The 16730-nt window shown below is 46.6% G+C and carries 7 protein-coding genes; 2 read left to right on the plus strand and 5 right to left on the minus strand.

The window, feature by feature from the left end; translation table 11 throughout:
* Positions 1-5: 5 nt before the first annotated feature.
* The gene (locus ACFFGT_RS01695) at positions 6-1427 is read left to right on the plus strand and encodes a sialate O-acetylesterase (RefSeq protein ID WP_377020760.1); all 1422 of its coding nucleotides are present in this window, start codon (positions 6-8) and stop codon (positions 1425-1427) included.
* Between the two features lies 1 nt (position 1428).
* The gene (locus ACFFGT_RS01700) at positions 1429-3744 is read left to right on the plus strand and encodes a DUF5703 domain-containing protein (RefSeq protein ID WP_377020761.1); all 2316 of its coding nucleotides are present in this window, start codon (positions 1429-1431) and stop codon (positions 3742-3744) included.
* A 507-nt stretch (positions 3745-4251) separates the two neighbouring features.
* Here ACFFGT_RS01700 and ACFFGT_RS01705 read toward each other — a convergent pair.
* From ACFFGT_RS01705 to ACFFGT_RS01725, 5 genes are read right to left on the minus strand one after another with little or no spacing between them, the layout of a single operon-like run.
* Positions 4252-6294, minus strand: coding sequence for an aceric acid hydrolase (locus ACFFGT_RS01705; RefSeq protein WP_377020762.1), 2043 nt, complete (start codon positions 6292-6294; stop codon positions 4252-4254).
* Between the two features lie 4 nt (positions 6295-6298).
* A complete protein-coding gene (locus ACFFGT_RS01710; protein ID WP_377020763.1) occupies positions 6299-9634 on the minus strand; it encodes a glycosyl hydrolase in 3336 nt (1111 codons plus the stop codon).
* On the minus strand, positions 9631-12939 hold the full coding sequence (locus ACFFGT_RS01715) for a glycoside hydrolase family 2 TIM barrel-domain containing protein (protein WP_377020764.1): 3309 nt from the start codon (positions 12937-12939) through the stop codon (positions 9631-9633). The genes ACFFGT_RS01710 and ACFFGT_RS01715 overlap by 4 nt, the downstream gene beginning before the upstream one ends.
* On the minus strand, positions 12936-15134 hold the full coding sequence (locus ACFFGT_RS01720) for an alpha-L-rhamnosidase-related protein (RefSeq protein WP_377020765.1): 2199 nt from the start codon (positions 15132-15134) through the stop codon (positions 12936-12938). Before ACFFGT_RS01720 ends, ACFFGT_RS01715 begins: the two co-directional genes overlap by 4 nt.
* Positions 15135-15136: 2 nt before the next feature.
* Positions 15137-16726: a sodium:solute symporter family transporter gene (locus ACFFGT_RS01725; protein WP_377020766.1), complete on the minus strand. Its 1590-nt coding sequence runs from the start codon at positions 16724-16726 to the stop codon at positions 15137-15139.
* Between the last annotated feature and the right edge of the window lie 4 nt (positions 16727-16730).

The raw sequence follows: 16730 nt of genomic DNA on the forward strand, positions 1-16730 counted from the left end.
CAGCAATGAAAAAATTACTGGCATCAACCTTTGGCTTGTTCCTGTTTATATCCTCGCAGGCGCAGGTAAAATTGGCTTCCATTTTTACTGATAACATGGTACTGCAACAGCAAAGCGAAGCGCCTGTCTGGGGTTGGAATAAAGCCGGCTCAACAGTTACCATAAATACTTCATGGAATAAAAAAAGCTACAAAGCCAGGGTAAATACCAATGGTAAGTGGCTCGCCAAAGTAAGCACCCCGGTTTACGGCGGCCCTTATACCATAACTATTACCGATGTCACTACCCTAAAGCTTAACAATGTAATGATTGGCGAAGTTTGGATTTGCACCGGGCAATCAAACATGGAAATCCCGATGAAAGGCTATAAAAGCCAGCCGATAATAGGTTCTGTTGATGCAATACTAAAATCGGCCAACAGCAATATCCGCATTTATACCGTGCCCCACTCATCCGTAACCGAGGCGCAGGAAAACAGTAAACCATCTGAGTGGCATGTAGCTTCACCCGAGTTTGTTTCCAACTTTAGTGCTACGGGCTATTACTTTGGCCGGTTACTAAATGAAATGCTGCATGTGCCTATCGGACTCATCAGTGATTGTTATGCCGGATCAAGCGCCGAGGCCTGGATGGATGCTGATGGCCTGAAAGATTTTCCGGAGATCAAAATTCCGGCTAAAACAGATTCGATAAAGGCTGTATCACGCACGCCTACCACCCTGTTCAATGGAATGCTGAACCCGGTAATCGGTTACGGCATCAAAGGCTGTATTTGGTACCAGGGCGAATCAAATTACGACAGGCCTGATCAATACGAAAAACTTTTCCCGGCCATGGTAAAACGCTGGCGCGAGCTTTGGCAGCAAGGCGATCTTCCGTTTTACTATACGCAGATTGCCCCCTACGATTATGCCCAATTACCCCCATACAATACGGGCGGTAAATACAATTCGGCTTACCTGCGTGATGCTCAGCGTAAATCGTTAAAAGTTATACCTAACAGCGGCATGGCCGTATTGCTTGATGTTGGAGAGCAGGCATTTATCCACCCACCCCGTAAAGAACCTGTTGGTACGCGGCTGGCTTACCTGGCTTTAGCTCAAACTTACGGTATTAAGGGATTCGACTATGCAAGTCCGCTGTATAAAGAAATGACTATTGACGGTGACCGGGCCACCATCAGGTTTGAACATGCCGAAAATGGGTTAACTTCCTTCAACAAGCCCATCCAAAACTTTGAAATAGCGGGTAAAGACAAAATGTTTTACCCTGCACAGGCCATGATATCGGGCAGTGCAATTATTGTATCTTCATCTTCGGTAAAAGAACCCGTGGCTGTACGTTATGCCTTTAAGGATTTTGTTGTGGGCGATCTGTTCGGCACTAACGGGCTCCCCGTTTCCTCATTCAGAACCGACGACTGGTAATATGAAAAAGATCCTGCCGCTGCTTTGCTTTCTGTACTGCAATATTGCCTTTGCGCAAACCAAAGGCATTGAACAATACAATGAAGTCTGGACCAGTCAAAGCCAAAACTCAAGCCAATCCATGCCCTGCGGCGGCGGCGATATTGGTTTAAATGTATGGGTTGAAAAAGGCGAACTGCTTTTTTACATAGCCCGGAGCGGCACCTTTGATGAAAACAACGCCATGCTCAAACCCGGCCGGGTAAGAATCAAACTATCCCCCAATCCGTTTGATAACGGTGAGTTTAAACAGGAGCTAAAACTTCAAAATGGAGCTGTATTTATCAACGGAAAAAACGGAGATTTAAAGGCCACAATAAAACTTTGGGTTGATGTTTACCGCCCGGTGATCCATGTTAACATCAGCAGCAACAAAGCCATTAAAACCGAAGCCATTTTTGAAAGCTGGCGCTACCGCGACAGGGAAGTTAAAGGACTCGAAAAAAATGAAGGCTCATGGAAATTTGCCCCGCGCAATGATGTTAAAACGCTGAAGGATAGCATTGCATTTAAAGGTAATGCTATCCGGTTCTACCACCATAATCTCGACTCCACCATATTTGATGTTACAGTAAAACAGCAAGGTATGGATGCTGTTAAGGATCAGATGTATAATCCGCTTAAAAACCTCACCTTCGGCGGGTTGATGCAGGGTAAAAATTTAAAACCCGCAGGCACCACAAAGGGACAATATCTGAATACCGACTTTGAAGGCTGGGTTTTACAAAGCATCAAACCGTCTACAAACGAGAGTCTTGAGGTCTGCCTCAACACACAACAAACTGCATCTGTAAATGAATGGCAGCAGGGCCTGCAAAAAGCAGTTCAAGAAGCTGAAGCCAATACTAAAACCGCATGGCAAAAAACCGCCAGCTGGTGGAAACAATACTGGGACAGGAGTTTTATCTACATCAACTCAGACAAACAAGTCGTCGATACTACAGCATGGCAAAGCGGTAAAAATTACCAGTTGTTCAGATATATGCTTGGCTGTAATGCGTACGGACAGGTGCCCACTAAATTTAACGGCGGGCTGTTTACTTACGATCCCGTTTTTGTAAACCCGCAATATGCTTTTACACCCGATTTCCGTAACTGGGGCGGTGGTTTAATGACGGCCCAAAATCAGCGGCTGGTATATTTCCCGATGCTCAAAAGCGGTGATATCGACATGATGAAACCTGAGTTTGATTTCTACCTCCGCTCCCTAAAAAACGCCGAGTTACGCAGCCAGGTTTACTGGGGCCACCAGGGAGCCAGTTTTACTGAGCAGGTTGAAAACTTTGGTCTGCCAAATAGTGCCGAATATACCTGGAAACGCCCTGTTGATTTTGACAAGGGAGTTGAATACAACGCATGGCTTGAATACACATGGGATACCGTTTTTGAATTTTGCCTCATGATGCTGGAAACGGAGCGCTATAAAGGTGATGACATTCACCAGTATATTCCCTTTATTGAAAGCTGCCTTACTTTTTTTGATGAGCATTATCAATACCTTGCCCGCAAGCGCAGCGCCAAGGCACTTGACGGCAACGGGCACCTTGTTTTGTACCCCGGTTCATCTGCCGAAACTTTCAAGATGGCTTATAATTCCAACTCTACCATAGCGGCCCTGCAAACCATCACTAAACGAATGCTGGCCTTGCCGGATAGCTATTTAACGGGCGATGAGCGCTTGAAATTGACCGCCTTGCTGAAACGAATCCCCCCATTAACATTTGCAGAAATTGATGGTCACAAAACCCTCACACCAGCAAAATCATGGGAGCGGGTTAATAATGAAGAGAACACCCAGTTTTACCCGGTATTTCCATGGGGAATCTTCGGCTTAGGCAAACCGGGATTGGATACAGCTTTAAACACCTGGAAACTGGATACCCTCGTAGCCAAATTCAGAAGCGGCATAGGCTGGAAACAGGATAATATCTTCGCAGCCCGCTTAGGCCTGACCAATGAAGCCGCTAAACTTACCTCCTTCAAACTCAAAAACTCCGGCAGGCGTTTCCCCGCATTCTGGGGACCTGGTTTTGACTGGACGCCAGATCATAACTGGGGCGGCTCGGGTATGATCGGTCTGCATGAAATGCTGATGCAGGTTGATGATAAAAAGATCATGCTCTTCCCTGCCTGGCCAAAGGATTGGGATGTTCATTTTAAACTTCATGCTCCGTATAATACTACTGTTGAGGCTACGCTGAAGGATGGAAAAGTAGTTGATATGAAAGTTTTTCCGGAAGAGCGAAGGAAGGATATTGAGGTGATGTTAGGACAATAAAAAATCATGTCATTGCGAGCGCAGCGTGGCAACCGCACGGAAGCATATCCGCCCTGTATAATATGCGATTGCCCGCTTGCGCTCGTTTGCAACGAGTGCTTAATCTGGTCAGACGTTTGCAATGCCGGTTGCATTATAAATGCAAACTCACGCCGCCGCCGCTGGGCTCCTGCCGAGTGGCAACTATTTCCCGGCCTCTGGCCGCCCTCCAAATTACTGGACGAAGTTACGCTATCGCTAAACTTCGTCCCTAAATGAGTTAAGCTTTCAGCTTAACCAAATAAAAAGTAATAATACAGTTGGTTGATTCATTGAGCTAATAATTCGGTATGCGGAAGCAGAATGCTTCCATTGTTTTAGGTCGAAGTTACGCTATCGCTAAACTTCGACCAGTTCTAATTAATCCCGGCGGCCAGAGGCCGCCCCAATAGTTGCCACTCGGCTGGAGCCGCGAGCGGCGGCAGTCTTTTTTCAAAAACCTTTTACCTTTCGCCTTTATCCTTTCACTTAAAAATCCAGCGGCATCCAGGTCTCCATATCCACATGCCCGCGATTACCCCAGGCGTAGTACGGGATCAGTCTGATATCAACAGCGCTTTGTTTTGGTGCGGATACTTCTTTATAAAGCCTGTTACTCCAATCATTTTCATTTCGCAGATTGGCTTTACCAACAAGGCTCATGATCTCGCTGTTATCTATCCTGATCATTTCAGGTTTCAGTTCGCTGCCTGCAGATAGAGCGATATTGAATATCTTCTGCCCCTTCGCAAGATCGGCCGATTCAAGACAATATACCACCGGACCGCGCTTAACCGCTACCTGGTTACGGGTTTCTTCAACCAGCGGGTTAGCTTCCATCATCGTAACCGGCATGGGCAGATCAAGGTCAATAGTCATTCCCTTTTGCCAAACGGCTGTTAGCTGTGTGTAGGCCCCCGGTGTAGTATCTAATTGTGGTACCGGCTGACCGGCAATTTTTATACCCGCGTCTTTACACCAGCCCGGGATCCTCAAAAACACAGAAAATGCGTTATTGCCCGGAACTTCATCAAACCGGATCCGGATTTTTCCATCCCAGGGGTAATTGGTTGTTTGCGTTAGTTTTACCGGCGTACCATCTTTCAGTTTAGCCGTTATGGTATTGCTGCCATACAGGTTAAACCACAAGCCTTTATCCGATACACTGTAAGCATAATCGCTCACCTCGGCAATAGTACGCACCACATTTGGCGGACAACAGTTAGATAATTTAATGTACCCCACCCTATCCTTCGACCAACGCTGTTTAAAAGGCAAACTATCCGAATAAGCCAGCGGATTGGTGTACAAAAAATCGCGGCCGCTTAAGCTGATGCCCGAAAGCACACTGTTATACAGCGCAAGTTCCATTACATCGGCGTATTTGGCATCACCGGTTATTTGCAGCATGCGCCAGTTCCAGAGCACGTTGCCTATGTTGGCGCAGGTTTCGTTATGCGCGGTGAAGTTAGGCAACTGGTAATCGCGCCCGTATGCCTGATGAATTTTCTGCACCTCGTTAGGATTATAGGAAGTGCCATCCGGTGAAACACCATCATACAATGATCCGCAGCCACCGGTGATATACATTTTGCGGTTAACCACATCGTTCCACATCAGGTTTAAAGTATGCATTAATGTGGTATCGCCCGTTTCGGCGTAAACATCAGCAGCTCCGGCAAAAAGATAATTAGCCCTTACTGCATGGCCCATCGCTTGTGTTTGCTGACGAAATGGTACCCTGTCCTGGTTGTCATCAGTGCCATCTTTCATCAGGCCACGGATATCGATGAGGTTTTTAGCCAGCTCCAGGTATTTGGGATCGCGGGTAGTGCGGTACATCTCTACCACACCCATATAATGCGAGGGGCAAATAGCATTACGCGCCAGCTCGGGCGAAGCAGTTTTATAAAACTTATAAAGATAATCGGTTGCCTTGATTGCTACTTTCAGCAAGGTGGTTTTGCCTGTAACACGGTAATGCACGCAGGCCGCAGTCATCAGGTGACCGAGGTTATAGGTTTCAAAATTGAGGCGGTCATTAAACGCCTTTTCCTTACCGGTATTTTTACGCTCCTCAATAATGGTTGGCGTGTGAATATACCCATCAGCGCGTTGCGCTTTGGCTATAACGGCTATGGTTTTATCCATTAACTGGTCAAGCGCCGGATCATGTGTGGCAGCGTACATGCTGGCCACAGCTTCAAAAAGCTTATAAAAATCGCCATCATGAAAAGGCGGCCCCTCGTGCGAACCGGTATCCAGTCCGGCTGCTATTTCAAAATTGCGGTAAGCGTGACTGATCTTCGGATCGGTATAAATGCGCCACAGATTGGGGATCATGGTATCGCGGCAAACTTTGAACCTGTCGGCCCAAAAACCGCCAGTCCATTGTACTGCCCCCATATCAAGGCTGCTCAGTTTGGCGTAACTGCTTTTACTGGTATTTACCAGTGCCTTGTTTTGCGCCGAAAGTTTAACAGCGCAGCTTAACAACAATGCAATTCCAATATATTTAAAAATCCTTTTCATAACATTAAGGGATATCATTAAGCAGCCTCACCGGGCTCAGCAAACCAGCCGGCAAAAGCGGGCGGCCTTCCAGCCGGTAAGGTGCGTTTGTCCATGTAATTCGTTTATTTTCGGGCAGGGCATGATCGCCCATGAGCCGGTTAGCCCAGGTATTGCTTACTTTAATTATCAGCTTGTTTTCCCCGGGATTAACCGCCTTGCCTATGTTTAAGCGATAAGGAAATGTCCAGGCCGTGCCGCAGTTAATACCATTTAAATATACTTGGGCCAGGTTGGCAACATTGCCCAGATCAAGGTATAGCTTGCTGCCCGGTTTTCCGGTAAACTGAAAAGTACGACTATAAACCGCTGTACCGGAATAGTACTTCACACTATCATTATTGCTTAGCGACCAATCGTCAGGTCTATCAAACATAACCGGCTTTACAGGGCCTCCGGATTTTGGATCAAATTGTACCTGCCAGTTTGTAAAAATTTGCACCGTTTTGAAATGTGCCGCTTTATCCAACTTAAGCTTTGCGCCCGGAAGGCTGTTTCTGAAAACGATAAAAGCAGAACCATTGGCAGCAAGATCAAGACGTAGGTTTGTACGTCCCGATTTACTGCTGCTCTGTAATCGTTTTATTTCCCCCGTTAAGGGATCCCACAACTCGGGAACACGACCGGATATCCTTAGTGATAAATTAACTGTCCGGTTTAACGCTTTTTGATTCGAGATGAAATAGAGATCAAGATCATCAACGCTGCGATGTGTCCAAGCGAGATCTTTTACAGGTTGATTAACAGAATCTGTAGCGATCAAATCGCGGGAAAGGCCCAGTTCATCAAATGTATCTTTTTGGTAAGGGCCGATAAGCAGTTTACTTTTACCTGTAAACGAAGCTTTCATTCGCTCATCGCCCAATAAAACTGTAGCGCCCTCATTCACCAATTGCTGAAGTTTTTTAATAACCTCTGCCGATAACTGCCATGGCTGAGGCGACATTTGGCTTACGCCGGGGACAACCAACACAGCATAACTCGCCCCCCCGGGCAAAACTATCCTGCCATTTTTTACAGTGGATAAACGCAGCAACGCGTCTTTATTAAACGAATCATAGGCATAACCACGCAACGGGTCGATCCAATTTTCGGGCAAAGCCATATTGGCCGAGTGGCTTGCATCTTCAACCGAATTAATGATCGGTAAATCTTTATTGGCCAAACGTTCGGCTTCCTGCTTTACCCGTTCGGCACCGAAGATCCCCGGCAGGGTACTCACTAACCTGTCAGGTAAAATAGCGCGTCGTGGTGTTTCCTCGCCGGTGAATACGGCGATATCGGTAACCGGGTGGCCTTGTTGCAGCATCGATTGGCAGCGGGTAATATAATCAAACCAGGCTTTACCGGGCTGCCACCAGGTTTGATCGCGCTGGAAAAACAGACCGATACCATCCAGCGTCATCCCGGGTTTACGATCGAGCCAGGGGTTATGTACGTTTACATGGAAAACAAAGCGGTTAATACCTAAGGCAAAATTACGGTCGGCAGTGGTTTTGAGCATGCCGGGATGTTCGTCCCACAAAAGCCTTAATTCGGTAAAAGCCTCGGCCTGGATAATATTTTTGCCGTAAATGTGTCCGCCTGATATGGCATCAAGCATATCATTCGGTTTATCATGTGTGGGGCTCCTGAACCAAAACTCGCCCATCGGGATATCGGCTTTTTGGTAATGCAGCATGCCATCGCTCATCATAGTTGGGGCCACGCTTTCGGCAGTAAATGTGCAGCCTTTTTCGTGCGCCAGCTTAGCCATGGTACCATAGAAATTATCTACCTGCAGTTCGACTATGGTTTGACGCACGTCGGCCAAAACCTTTTCGGATTTCCCTGCACTCTCCATCGGCACACCGGCCATCAGCGGAAGATAAGGCAACAGATCATACCCTCGCCGTTTTTTAAACTCCACGGCAAAAACCGGCGACCAGTTTTGGCTCCCGCACTCCCAGCTATCCACATGAAAGATCTTTAAAACTCGTTTTGCCAACTCCGGCCCAACCTGTTTTATAGCTTCGCCAAACCAATTGTCAAACTGAATTTTGGCAGCCTCGGGGTTAAACTTATCACATTCCAAACCGATGCCGCCACCGCCTGTAGCGTTGGTATGCCCGGTGGAAGTATGACCAATACGAATGATAGTCCAATTGCCGGCTGGGACAATCCAGTTCAGTTTACCATCTGCGCTTAATTTATCGGTAAGATTGATAACCTTGCTTTTATCAACACAAATGTTCGCTGGTAACTGCGCATCTGTGCTTTGTTTGCTTAAACGCCATACCTCACCGTTTTTGCTTTCATACTGATGGATGCGTGGTTCGCTTAATAATTCGATACCCAAAAGCTTTAACGTAGGTTTCCATTTGGCAAAATCAAGATCTTCCGCCCCCGGCTCGGATCCATTTTTATCATAAGTAAACCTGAAATATTTTGCGGTTGTTGGAGCAATAGCATTGGTAATTTCCGCATCCCCATCCTGCCAGCCATGGCGCGGCGGCTCAAGCCTACCTAATGAGCGGAAGTTTTTTCCGTCATCGCTTACTTCAAGCAGCAACCGTTGCGACTGATAATTGCTTGCCGATGTATGGATAATGAGCGAACGGCAGATAAAAGGTTTAGTAAATTCCAGTTGCAGCCAGCAGGGCTCGTTACTGGTAAAACTTTTGGTATTTCCTTTTTCTGCAAGGTATTGCACTTCTGTATTGGGCAGATTGGTAGTTACCTTCGGATGCTCATCATAACTGCTTTGCCCCTCGCCCGCAAGCGACGGATAAGCCAATATTTCGATATCCTCATAATAGTTTTTATAGTGCTGTGGCACATGCAAAGTATCATGATAAGTTTTACCACCTTCAACCTCTGTTTTTGACCATACTACTTTCTGCATCGAAAGCTCCGGCGTTATCCATGGGCCGCCTGCCAGCGCGAAACCATCACAGTCATGCATGGCCAGTTTAAGGCCTATCCTGTCGGCCTCCTGCATGGTAAACTTCACCATTGCCCACCATTCGGGGCTTAATTGCTTAATTGATGGGGTAAAATATGGTGGAGTGGCAGGCCCTTTGATTGGCATTAAATAAGCTCCGGCAATCCCGGCCTGTTTCATGGCTTCCAAATCAGCAGTAATACCTTCACGGCTTACCGCTCCCTGCATCCAGTACCAAAACCCCCATGGCTTTGCCGATTCTGGCGGGTGCAGAAAAGCCTGCTCCAAATCCTTTTTGGGGGTCGAGAGTTTGTGCTGCTGGGCTAATCCCGGTAAAAACAGGCAGCAAAGGCAAATTATGAAAACGTACTTCCTCATGGCTTCCTGTTGAATTTTATCTGATATGCCGCAATTCCGGCAACTTCGGGTTTACCCTCATAAGGTTTCAGGTAAAAACTGTATTGATACTTTTTGGCAGGAATGCGGTACTGTTCCAAAGGCTCTGCCACTTCCGACCAGCTGTCATTACCTCCTACGCCCATTTGTAACAGGTCGATATTCAGGGTTATAAAACCTGCATCCTTCAGCTTATTGGTATGTTTTGCCTTTTGAATATTTTCTTCGGTATAAGGCCAGGCACTCATGCTAAGCAGGCTATCTGTTGCTATTAGTAAGCCACCTGTTTTATGGTGCAGCAGCATCCAGCGTACATCGGTACGGTTGCCGTTTTCCTGCGGTACTACATAAGGCTCCATAAACTGGCTGATTGTTTGCGAATAAATTCCCGCTTCCGAGCTTGTACGCCTGTCGATATAGTTTTCATAAGGCCCTCTGCCATAGTAGCTGATATTGCTGTCGGCCTGTGCTATCCCCATCTGCATCCCAACTTTGGGTAGGTTTGGTAAACCCGGTTTAACATTAAGGGAATAAAAAACCTTCAACAGCCCATCGCCGCGAATAGTGTAATCTACGTTAACCGTTGCGCTATCATTCAGCATCGAATAAACACTTGTGATTACTATCGAACCATCTCCGGCTTTTTGGCTTGAGATCTTTTTCAATACAGGCACTGCCTTGATCCATGCTGCCAGTTTCTTTTCCATCTTCCATCCACGATGATCGTTATCGGTAACCGGGCGGGTAAAATGTGGCAATAGCAGTGCGAATACTTGTTGGTGGGGTTTGCTGATATAGGAATTTAAAGCCCCGTTAACTTTACTGATACCTATTTCAAAATCTTTACCAGCGATACGATAGACTTTATCATCTTCTGAGATTTTCACCGACTGGTATTTTTTATTGTCGAGATGAACCTCTGATAATTCAGGCTTGGTTAGCTGAAACTGATCGCTTGCTATTTCATAACCTTTATCTGCCCATGGCTTATTTTCGGCAAGGGTAAAATGGATATCGGCCAAATATTCATGATTACGCTTTAAATTGGGCAGGTATTGTTTGATGCTGATAGTGGTGTCATGCCCGGCTGCGAGGTTAATACGTGGAATCGGTTTATTGAAAATGACGTTACCATCTTCCTTAACCTGCAGGCTAACCTCATAGTCGGCCAGTGAAGCTACGCTATGCCAGTTTTTGATGCGGATGGCCCCTTTATCAGCGTCGACCAGTTCGCAAACCGCAGGCTGAAAAACGTGCTTGCATTCGTAAATGGCAGGCTTAGGTCGTCCGTCGGATGCTACGATACCTTTGATGGTGAAATTATCAAAATAGCGTTCGCCATAGTCGCCGCCGTAGGCGTAGTATGCCTTACCTGTGGAATCATGTTTTAAAAGCCCCTGGTCTTTAAATTCCCAGATAGCCCCGCCGATAACCCGCTTGGTTGATCGCCACTGATCCCAAAACTCTTTAAGGTTTCCGTTAGAGTTGCCCATGGCGTGCGAGTACTCTACAAAAAATATCGGGCGGTTATCGCCATTTTGCTGATTGGCTAATAAAGGCGCGGTATAAATGCCGGGATACATCCGGCTCACAATATCTACATAAGGCTGATCGATAGGATTTTGCAACCTGTGCGAATGATCATTAGTTTTAGGATAGCGGGGATCGGTTGGGTCGATATAGCCTTCGGCCTGCGGTGTGCCCTGGGCAGGCTCATAATGAACTGGTCGGGTAATATCAAAATCATGGATCCAGCCCGCCATTGCCGCGTGGTTTGGCCCGCGACCGGCCTCATTGCCTAAACTCCAGATGATTATACTTGGATGATTTTTATCGCGCATCACCATTCGGGTGGCCCTATCGAGGTAAGCGCCGGTCCACATGGGGTCGTTGCTCAATTTTGAGCCGAGGCCATGTGTTTCCAGGTTGGCTTCGTCAATCACCAATATGCCATACTCATCGCACAGGTCGTACAGGTATGGATCCATAGGGTAATGACTGGTGCGGATACAGTTAAAATTAAAGCGTTTGATGGTGCGCACATCGTACAGGATATCTTCGCGCGACAGCGCCTTTCCTTTTACCGGGTCATGATCGGGACGGTTTACGCCGTACAGGTAGGTTACTTTTCCATTAATCAGCAACTTGCTATCCTCTTTGCTAAATTCAATACTCCTGATCCCAACCTTGCAGCTTTTCACTTCAAGCGTTTGGCCTGCACTGTCAATTAATGACAAGGTAAGCGTATACAGATTTGGCTTTTCATCGCTCCATTTATCCGGATTTTTCAACGTGGTTTCCAGCAGACCGAATTTTACATTATCCAACCGCGGGTAGATCTCATTAATGATGCTTTCCACGCTCCGCTCCAAAGGTTTTTGCAGTACTTCTTTATTGTTCCTATCGAAAATCCTTGCTTCAATCTTATAACCGGGAACAGCTTTGCCTGTCAAATTTTCTATCCGCGGGCGGATACTAAAAACAGCATCTTTATACTGCTTATCCAATTTGGCCTGCCATTGAAAATCGGCTATCCGCAATTTAGGCTCAGCCAATAGCATTACCTCCCTGTGGATGCCGCTCATACGCCATTGATCCTGGTCTTCCAGGAAATAGCCGTCACTCCAGCGGATCACCTGCACTGACACTACGTTTTCACCCGCTTGCAGGTACGGGGTAATGTTGAACTCCGAAGGCAAAAAACTATCCTCACCATAACCTAAAAACTTGCCGTTGAGCCAAACTTTAAAGCCCGAACTTACGCCACCGAAATGCAGGGTAATGTTCATATCCTTCCAACCGGCAGGCAAAGTAAAGATGCGCTGATAGCTGCCTACTCCATTATAATCCAGTGGAACATGCGGCGGGTTAACCGGCCTGAACGGGTAAACGGCACTTTTATAAATAGGCTTATCATAGCCCTGCATTTCGATGCTGGAGGGCACAATGATCTTTTTCCAGCCGCTTACCCTGCTTTTATAAAAATCCTTTGGTGCATCGGCTGGTTTGGCGGCATAACTAAAATCCCAGTAACCATTCAGGGATAACATCCTGCCCGATTTTCCCCGGTCACCAGCCAGCGCATCTTTTATATTGCTGTACGAGTAAGCGGTGGCACGTGCCGGGTCGCGGTTTATCCCATCAACCAAGGGATTTTCCCATGGCTCGGCATCATAAACCGTTGGTACATTGGGAATAGGCGCAGGTGTTTTATCAACCAGCTGCGCGTAAAGCCCTGTTGATGAAAATGCCGTTAAAAGCAGGATAGAGAATAGCTTCTTCATCATTTCTTCGCACTATAATTTATGGTGTACTGTTTTTGTTTTTGAATGGTGAGTTCATAGGTTCCGTTTCCTTTAGCAGTTATTTCACCCTCCTTACAAACCGGTTTTGATGTACTGGTAAATCTCAGCAGGCCGGTTCCGGTGTCGCTGCTTACTTTGATCTGTTTGGTGCTGCATGACACTTTGATATCGCCGTTGGTGGTAGGCACGCTGCCTTCCATCCATTGTAAATCGCCCAATTTAGGCTCGATAATATATTGCTGATAGCCTGGCGCAGTTGGTTTTACGCCGAGATAGTATTTACCAAGCAAATATATCGGACTGGCTCCCCAGGCATGGCACAGGCTTTTGCCAAATGGTCGCCCGTACATAGCGTAATGGTCGGCCCCGATTTTAGATGGATCATACTCTTCCCAAAATGAGGTAGCGCCAAGGTTCAGCATCCCACCCCAGTAATCTTTCATTTCTTTGAGCACATAACTTTGTTCGCCCATGGCGCAAAGGGCTTCCAGTTCATAAAAGCGCATGTAGGGGGTGGTTATCTTTTGGATCTTGTCGTTCAGCAGCACGTATTTTTTAACCTCCAGCTGTTGGCTTGCGTTTAGATAATTGAAAAATATCGAGAACATATTGGTGTAGCGGGTCACATTGTCGCTTTGCTTCCCATCAACCAGGCTGTGCACAAAGGCGTGTTTATCCTTATTCCAATACAGATCAAAGATATTTGATTTCAGTTCGGTCGCCAGTTTTTTATATTGCTCATTGCCTGTTTTATCATCCATAATATTGGCACACAGGGCCATGGTTTCCAGGCTGCGGCAAAGCAACAATTGTTCAAAGCTTACCTCGCCTTTTTTACTCAGTTTGTCGGCCCAATCGATGAATACCCAGTCGCCGGGGAGGCCTTCCATCAGTCCGTTTTTGTCCCGGCGCTGCAGGCAGTAGCTCATCAGGCTTTGCATGCGCGGGTACATTTGCTTGATGAAGCTTTTATCGCCGGTGTACTGGTAGTAGTCATAAATACCCATGAACCAGTAAAAAGTATAATCCATAATGGTATTGATATGGCTGGTTACCGCGTCTTTACCGCGCAGGGCATACAGGGTGCGGGTTACCGTGGGCGAATCAAAGTACAGGTAGTAATTCATGAGGTAACTCTGGTAAGCATCGCCCGACCAGATCCACCTGTCCCTCTTGATCCCATCGATAAAAAACTCGCGGGTATTGAGATGCAGCGTATAAGCCGAAACATCCCATATCTTATTCACCTGCTCATCCGAACATCTAAAACTCCCACGCTGCTCAACCGGCGAATACTCGTAAAGCATGGAAATATTATCAACACTTACATTGTCATCAAATAATATATTGATGTAGCGGAAAGCACGCGAACCCTCCATAGTATAATCAGCTTTTTGAGGCTGATCTATGTTAATACTATCCAGCAATTCGCAGGTTGCAGTAGCTAAAGCTTCTTCTTTGGATTCGCCATAGCAGAATTTAACATTGCCCTTACCTTTTAAGCCGATGAGTTTTGCATAGCCAAAGGTTTCTTTACCAAAATCAACCAAAATAGCGTGTTCTTTTCGTTCGGTTTTTGCGGGCTTGTGCTCTTCCGTTGGCAAACGGAATGCAGACGGAATTTTATCTGCCGAATCAAAGTTCCAGTTACCGGCATTTACGTATTTGGTAGCCGATACATCAGAAGTTTTGCCTGACTCATCAATCCATTCCTTATCCTCATAAGTTACCAGCCAGGAGGTATCTGACACCAGTTGCTGCCCCTTCACAAATATGGCTGGGGCAGCAGCCTGGTTATAGACTTTGAGACTAAGCCTGTGCCTGCCAGCCGGCACATGGATATTTTTTGGATAACCCGCCAATGCCTTACCATCGAGCTTTACATTGTATTGCCCTTCAACAGCCAGTTCAACTGTTTCGGGGTTTGCAAGCGTAAAATCCTTATGAAAATCAACCAGCACATAATGGCTATCCAACTTCCAGAATGGCGGAAAGAAAGCCCCGCGCTCGGTACGGCGGTTTTGCATCCGGTTGCTGAGCCATACTTCATAATCTCCGGGATACCAGATCCAGGTTGCCTTTTGCGCTTTGGCGACATCAGCAAAAAGCATCAGGCTGAGCAGCATGACCAATAAGTAGTGCTTGTTGAGTTTTATATGGGTAGATCTTTTATGCATTTTTAATGTCCGTTGAAAATGAGATATAAAACAATCATTACTATTGTAAGCAATGCCCAGGCTATTTTTACACGCCGGGTAGGTTTTGAAGTATTTTCCGCTTCAGATTGTTCAGCAACATATATAGCCGGTGTTTTGTCAAGCAGCGAGATTAAAACAGCCGATACGGCCAGGAAAACAAATATGAAAAACGACAGCATGAGGTAATGCGGCCAAAAGCTATACCTGGCCGGCGGAAGCACCCATAAATAAACCACACCTGTACCAAGGCTAAAGGCCGAACCCGCCGAAAGAATAATATTGACCGCTTTGCGGGTGGTCCGTTTCCAATAAACCGTAAGCAGGAAAACAACAGCCAAGGGCGGCGCGATGAAGCCCAAAACGGATTGAAAAACATCAAACAGGTTAAGCCCTTTAATGCTGTCAATTGCCAGCGCCATACCTATTGCAAACAGGCAGCCGGCAATTACCGTGTAACGGCCTACCCTGATGAGGTCTTTATTAGTAGCATTGGGGTTGATCTTTTCGGCATAAATATCCATGGTAAAAACCGTGCTCAGCGAGTTTAACGAGGAGCCTATGGTGCCTACCAAAACCGCTATGAGCACCACAATAACCAACCCGTTCATGCCGGGTGGAAAAAGGTTGGTAACCATGGTCATGTAAGCCAATGCCGGATCGCTCAGATGCGGGTAGAGGATAAAACACAAAATACCGGTGAGGATAAACAGCGGCAGTGATAGTATTTTAAGCCAGCCAATAAAGTTAACACCAAGCTGCCCCTGCTCCAGGTTTTTAGCTCCAAGCACCGATTGTACCATAGCCTGATCTGTACAGAAAAATGCCACCGCAGATACCGGGTAGCCTAACAAAATGGCATACCATGGATATTTGACGTCACTTGCCGGATGAATCAGGTTCCAGTAATTTGCAGGCGTTTGATGAAACACGGCTGATAACCCACCTGCTTTGTTTACGCCCAAAACAGTCAGCGTTAGCGATACGCCAATGAGCAGCAGCATCTGGAAGACATTTACTTTGGCAATAGCTTTTAAGCCGCCTGTAAAGGCAAATAAACCCGCAAATGATACCAACACAATAACCGATTGCCACATGGGAATGCCCAGGATCTGCCTCACTAAAAAGCCCCCGGCAAATAGGCCCAGTGAAAGCCATGAGATCAGCATTTTGATCAATGCGTACCAGGCCAAAATGTTACGGGTTGAATCGCCATACCTATTGCCCATAAACTCAGGCATGGTTGATACTTTGGCCGCGATGTATTTCGGCGCGAAAACCAACGCCAGCAGCATCAGGAACACAAAGGCATACCAATCGAAATTAACGGCTACGATACCTGTGCTGTAACCGATACTTGCAAAAGCCAGCAACATGGACGGCCCAACATTGGTTCCCCACATGTTAAAACCGATGCTTGCCCAGCCCAACGATTTATTGGCGAGAAAAAGCGTTTCGTCCGTTTTGTTTTTGTTGCCGAAACTGGCGCGGTAACCGATCACCATTAAAACAATCAGGTACACGGCCACTACCGAATAATCCAACAGCGTTAGGCGCGATACGATATTGCTCATGCCC

The sequence above is a fragment of the Mucilaginibacter angelicae genome (assembly GCF_042434235.1).
Classification (GTDB): Bacteria; Bacteroidota; Bacteroidia; order Sphingobacteriales; family Sphingobacteriaceae; genus Mucilaginibacter; species Mucilaginibacter angelicae.